This window comes from Amycolatopsis sp. SID8362, from assembly GCF_010550475.1.
Taxonomy (GTDB): Bacteria; Actinomycetota; Actinomycetes; order Mycobacteriales; family Pseudonocardiaceae; genus Amycolatopsis; species Amycolatopsis eburnea.
Window position 1 is genome coordinate 1 of record NZ_JAAGNB010000700.1, and the last position, 3,879, is coordinate 3,879.

Annotated in this window: 5 protein-coding genes; 1 reads left to right on the forward strand and 4 read right to left on the reverse strand. The window is 71.9% G+C overall.

The annotated features are described in order from the left end of the window. From G3I65_RS21685 to G3I65_RS21700, 4 genes are all read right to left on the reverse strand, one after another. The coding region (locus tag G3I65_RS21685; protein WP_160697737.1) for a GAF domain-containing protein at positions 1–991 on the reverse strand (991 nt) is incomplete at its 3' end. A gap of 1 nt (position 992) precedes the next feature. Beyond that, on the reverse strand, positions 993–2,321 hold the full coding sequence (locus G3I65_RS21690; RefSeq protein ID WP_160697738.1) for an MFS transporter: 1,329 nt from the start codon (positions 2,319–2,321) through the stop codon (positions 993–995). A gap of 33 nt (positions 2,322–2,354) precedes the next feature. Beyond that, positions 2,355–3,104 (reverse strand): 3-hydroxybutyrate dehydrogenase, encoded by a 750-nt coding sequence (locus tag G3I65_RS21695; protein ID WP_160697739.1) that lies wholly within the window; start codon positions 3,102–3,104, stop codon positions 2,355–2,357. 90 nt (positions 3,105–3,194) lie between these two features. Next, complete coding sequence (locus tag G3I65_RS21700; protein ID WP_160697740.1) at positions 3,195–3,581, reverse strand: VOC family protein; 387 nt, start codon at positions 3,579–3,581, stop codon at positions 3,195–3,197. An 84-nt stretch (positions 3,582–3,665) separates the two neighbouring features. On the opposite strand from G3I65_RS21700, the gene G3I65_RS21705 reads away from it, so the two are divergent. Further along, the coding region (locus tag G3I65_RS21705) for a YafY family protein (RefSeq protein ID WP_160697741.1) at positions 3,666–3,879 on the forward strand (214 nt) is incomplete at its 3' end.

A 3,879-nucleotide genomic window follows, 5' to 3' on the forward strand; every position in this document is an offset into this window, starting at 1 on the left:
CCTCAGTGGACACCGCGCGCCCGGCGGTGCGGGCCGCGGCGAGCGCGGCCGGGTCGAGCGCGACGGGAGCCGCCGAATTGGCCAGGAGCGTGCCGTCGGCGTCGTACACCGTGAGGTCGCCGTGCAGCACGCCGGCGACGGCGTCGGCGACGTCGGGCAGGTCCCCGCCGCGCAGCACCAGGTCGGTGAGCCGGTCGTGGGCGTCCTCGGCGCGTTCCATCGCCTCGTTCTGCGCCCGGATCGTCGCGTTGGCCTCGTTGAGCTCGGCGACCGCGCGGCGCGTCTGGTCGAGGAGGTTCGCGCTGTCCAGCGCGATGGCCGCGTGGTCGGCCAGCGACGACAGCAGGGCCACTTCGTCCGCGGTGAACTCCCGCGTGGCGCGGTCGGAGGCGAAGAGCACGCCGAGCACCTTGGGGCCGATGGCGAGCGGGACGCCGAGGATCGCCGTCAGGCCTTCGTCCTTGACGCCGGAGTCGATGTGGCGGGTGTGCTTGAACCGCTCGTCGGTGAAGTAGTCCGAAGTCGCGTACGGCCGCGCGGTCTGCGCGACCAGCCCGCCGAGGCCCTCCCCCATGCCGAGCACGATCTGCTGGAACTCCGCCGACACCGAACCGTCGCTGACCCGGACGTAGGTCTTGTTCTCGGCTTCGCGGTTCAGCGAAAGGTAGGAGACGTCGACGCCGAGCAGGGCCCGCGCGCGGCGGACGATCGAGCGCAGCACGGTGTCCGGATCGGACAGCGCGGCGAGCTCGCTGGCGGTCTCGAACAACGCCGTGAGCTGGGCTTCGCGGCGCCGGTGCTCGGCGAGGGTCTCGCGGATCCGCAGCGCCAGCTCGCCCGCGCTGGCGAGCGCGGCCAGGTCGCTCGCGCCGAGGGTGCCTTCGGCGCGGGCGGCCACGACGACGTGCGCCAGCTGCTCGGTGCTCGCCCCGGAGGCGAGCAGGTCAAGCAGCCGGCGCAACGCGTCGGAAGGTGCGGTCACGGCGGTCATGCTAGGGCGAAACGGTCGCCTGTTCCGCCTCGACACTGCCGTCGTGCAGCGACTGACCGCGGGTCTCGCGGGCGGCCAGCAGCGCGATGACGGTGAGCAGGCACATCCCGGCGACGTACAGCGACACCGGCACGGTGCTGCCCCAGGCCGAGAACAGCGCCACGGCGATCAGCGGCGCGACGGCACCGGCGGCGATCGAGGACAGCTGGCCGCCGACCGACAGCCCGGTGTAGCGGACGCGGGTCGGGAACTGCTCGGCGAAGAACGCCGCCTGCGGGCCGTACATGGCGCCGTGCAGCACCAGCCCGACGGTGGTGGCCAGCACGATCACCGCCGACGACTTCGTGTCCAGCAGGGCGAAGAACGCGAAGGACCACACGGCCATCCCGATCGCGCCGAACAGGTAGACCGGGCGGCGGCCGACGCGGTCGGACAGCGCGCCCCAGACCGGGATGGTCACGAAGTGCACGGCCGAGCCGATCAGGACCGCGGTCAGGCCCATGCCCTTCGGCAGGTGCAGCCCGGTCGTGACGTACACCAGGATGAACGCGGTGATCACGTAGTACGACACGTTCTCGGCCATCCGGGCGCCGATGGTGATCAGCACCTCGCGCCAGTTGTGGCGGAAGACGTCGACGACGGGGACGTGCTTCTCGCCGCGGCTTTCGGCCTGCTTCTGCGCGGCGAGGAACACCGGCGACTCGGAGACGGCCAGCCGGATCCACAGCCCGATCAGCAGCAGCACCGCCGAGAGCAGGAACGGGATCCGCCAGCCCCACGACAGGAACGCCGCATCGGACTGCGTCGCGGACAGGATCGCCAGCACGGCGGTGGCCAGCAGGTTGCCGCCCGGCGCACCGCACTGCGGCCAGCTCGCCCAGAACCCGCGGCGGCGGTCGTCGCCGTGCTCGGAGACGATCAGGACCGCGCCGCCCCATTCCCCGCCGAGCGCGAAGCCCTGGACGAGGCGGAGCAGCGTCAGCAGCAAGGGCGCCGCGACGCCCGCGGAGGCGTACGTCGGCAGCACGCCCATGAGCGCGGTCGACCCGCCCATCAGCGACAGGCTGACGATGAGCAGCTTCTTCCGCCCGAGCCGGTCGCCGAAGTGCCCGAACACCAGGCCGCCGATCGGCCGGGCGAGGAACCCGACCGCGTAGGTCAGGAACGCCAGCAGCGTGCCGGTGAGCGGGTCCGCCGTCGGGAAGAACAGCTTGTTGAACACCAGCGCGGCGGCCGAGGTGTAGAGGAAGAAGTCGTACCACTCGATGGTGGTGCCGATCAGGCTCGCGCCGACGATCTTGGCGATCGCCGACCGGTGGGGTTGGCTCACTGCGGGCTCCACTTCCTTGTGGTCGGGCGGGACTTAGGCGGCGGTCCAGCCGCCGTCGAGCGGGATGGACGCCCCGGTGATGTGGCCGGCGCGCGGGGAGCACAGCCACACCACCAGGGAAGCGACGTCATCGGGTTCGATGAGCTTCTTGATCGCGGCGCGCTTGAGCAGGACCTCGGCGACGACGTCCTCGCGCGGGATGTCGTGTTCGGCCGCGTGGGCGTCGATCTGGCCGTCGACCAGCGGGGTGCGGACGTACCCGGGGTTCACGCAGTTGCTGGTCACCCCGTGCGCGGCCCCTTCGAGGGCGGCGACCTTGGAGAGCCCTTCGAGCCCGTGCTTCGCGGCGACGTATGCGGCCTTGTACGGGGAAGCGCGCAGGCCGTGGACGCTGGACATGTTGACGATCCGGCCCCAGCCCTTGGCGTACATCGACGGCAGCGCGTGCCGGGTGAGCAGGAAGGGCGCGGTGAGCATCAGCGCCTGGATGCGGGCGAAGACGTCCGGAGGGAAGTCCTCGATCGGCGCGACGTGCTGGATGCCGGCGTTGTTGACGAGGATGTCGACCTCGGCGGGAAGCGCGCCGACGGCCGCGGGGTCGGTCAGGTCGGCGGCGTGCGCCCAGCCGCCGACCTCGGTGGCGGCGGCTTCGGCCCGTTCGGCGTCGACGTCGACGACGTGCACCTTGGCCCCGGCCGCCGCGAGCGCGCGGACGCAGGAGAGGCCGATGCCCCCGGCGCCGCCGGTCACGAGGGCGGTGCGCCCGTCCAGATCGCTGGTCATGGACGGGAACGGTAAGCGTGACCCGCGTCGCGGACCATGTGTGCGGCGGCTACAAGTCAGCAAGATCCGGTGGTGCCGCCGCACACTCCGTCAGCGCGCCAGCATCGCCAGGTAGTGCGCGTTGGTCATCACGCCGAGCACGTTGCCGAACGGGTCGACGACCGACGCCGTGACGAAGCCCGGCCCGCGCTCGGTGATCGGCTCGTGCTCCTTCGCGCCCAGCTCGTGGAGGCGGGCGACGGCCGCCTCGAGGTCGTCGACGTGCCAGTAGACGATCTCGCCGCTCGCCCCGCCCCGGCTCGCCGGGACGTACTTCCGGTCGATCAGCCCGAGCTCGTGCTGGTGGTCGCCGATGCGGAACTCGGCGTACCCGGGCCGCTGGAAGTACGGCTCGAGGCCGAGGAACTCCGCGTACCACTCCTTCGCGGCCTCGTGGTCGTCGGCGAAGTACGAAACGGTGGCCATTCCTCGCAGCATGGCTGCTCCTCTCAAGCGGTGTGGAGCCATCATGCGGAGTGAAAGTGCGCACGGAGTGAGCACTTTGCTTGCGACACTTCCCCCATGCGCGCCGACCGCCTCGTGGCCACCCTCCTGCTGATGCAGACCCGCGGCCGCGTGACCGCGGGCGAGCTGGCCGAAGAGCTGGAGGTCTCGGTCGCCACCGCCCGCCGCGACCTCGAAGCCCTCTCCGCCGCCGGCGTGCCCGTCTACCCGCAGCCCGGCCGCGGTGGCGGCTGGCAGCTCGTCGGCGGCGCGCGCACCGACCTCTCCGGCT

Coding starts and splice junctions, on each gene's coding strand:
- G3I65_RS21695 (WP_160697739.1), bottom strand. CDS start 3,104: ATGACCAGCGATCTGGACGGGCGCACCGCCCTCGTGACCGGCGGCGCC.
- G3I65_RS21700 (WP_160697740.1), bottom strand. CDS start 3,581: ATGCTGCGAGGAATGGCCACCGTTTCGTACTTCGCCGACGACCACGAG.